This is a genomic window from Streptomyces sp. AV19, assembly GCF_015999245.1.
Classification (GTDB): Bacteria; Actinomycetota; Actinomycetes; order Streptomycetales; family Streptomycetaceae; genus Streptomyces.
This window is the reverse complement of record NZ_JAEAMR010000101.1, coordinates 1-1,183: the sequence shown is the minus strand read 5'-3', so window position 1 is coordinate 1,183 and position 1,183 is coordinate 1. Positions and strand designations below refer to the sequence as shown.

Here is a 1,183-nt window from a genome sequence, read left to right as displayed (position 1 = left end):
CTAGTGTCGCGTGATCCATGTGGTGTCACTTGAGGCTGGTCGGCTCGTTGAGCCGGACATGGACCTCCGGATTTCCTCTGAACAGATCATGGTGTTGCGGGAGTTGGTGAACTCTCGCAGAGTTTCGGCCGATATGGCGCTGCGTGCGCGGATTGTGCTGTGGTCCGGTGAAGGGAGACGGCGCAAGGACATCGCCGAGCTCCTGGGGATTTCGGCGCGGACGGTGGACCGCTGCAAGGCCCGTTTTGCCGAGCGGGGCCTGGCCGGGCTGGAGGACCGGCCCCGCCGCGGTGGACGGATGCAGGTGCCACCGCGGACCCGGGCACGGGTGATTGCGCTGACGAGGATGTCGCCGCCGGCCGGTTCCGGGCTGACGCACTGGTCGACACGGACACTGGCCGACCATCTGAAGCGGCGCGAGGGCATCACGGTGTCCTGGCACTACATCGCCCGCGTCTGGCGTGAGGAGAACCTGAAACCGCACCGCAGCGGCACCTTCAAGATTTCCAGGGACCCCGCGTTCGCGGACAAGGTCGCGGACGTCATCGGTCTGTACCTCGACCCACCGGGCGGCGCGGTCGTGCTGTCGGTGGACGAGAAGACGCAAGTGCAGGCCCTGGACCGGACCCAGCCGCTGCTGCCCGTCACGTTTGCGGCTACCGAGAAGCGGACCGCCGACTACGTCCGTCACGGCACCACCAATCTCTTCGCCGCGCTGAACGTGGCCACCGGTGAAGTCCTCGGCGACTGCAAGCCGAAGCGGAACGGGAAGAACTTCCTGTCCTTCCTGAAGAAGGCCGTCCAGCCCCACGCGGACAAGGAAATCCACATCGTCCTGGACAACCTGTCCACCCACACCACGCCAGATGTGAAGACGTGGCTGGCGAAGAACCCGCATGTCCACTTCCACTTCACCCCGGTCGGCTCCTCCTGGCTGAACCAGGTGGAGATCTGGTTCGGCATCCTGACCCGGCAGTCGATCCGCCGGGGCACGTTCTCCAGCGTTCGCGTCCTGGTCAGCCAGATCCGCGACTACATCAACACCTGGAACGAGCACCCGAAGCCCTTCACCTGGACCGCCACCGCCGACGAGATCCTCGCAAAAGTCCGCCTGACACAACGCAACGTCAGGAAACTCGTCGCGAACAACTCGAAGTGACATAGGCGGGATCACGCGACACTA

Annotated in this window: 1 protein-coding gene; it reads left to right on the top strand. The window is 64.8% G+C overall.

Features of this window, described 5'->3' with window-relative positions; all coding sequences use genetic code 11:
* Positions 1–10: 10 nt before the first annotated feature.
* Positions 11–1,159 carry an IS630 family transposase gene (locus tag I5Q34_RS33930; RefSeq protein ID WP_307811790.1) on the top strand — a complete coding sequence of 383 codons (1,149 nt, stop codon included), beginning with the start codon at positions 11–13 and terminating at the stop codon, positions 1,157–1,159.
* Positions 1,160–1,183: the final 24 nt, after the last annotated feature.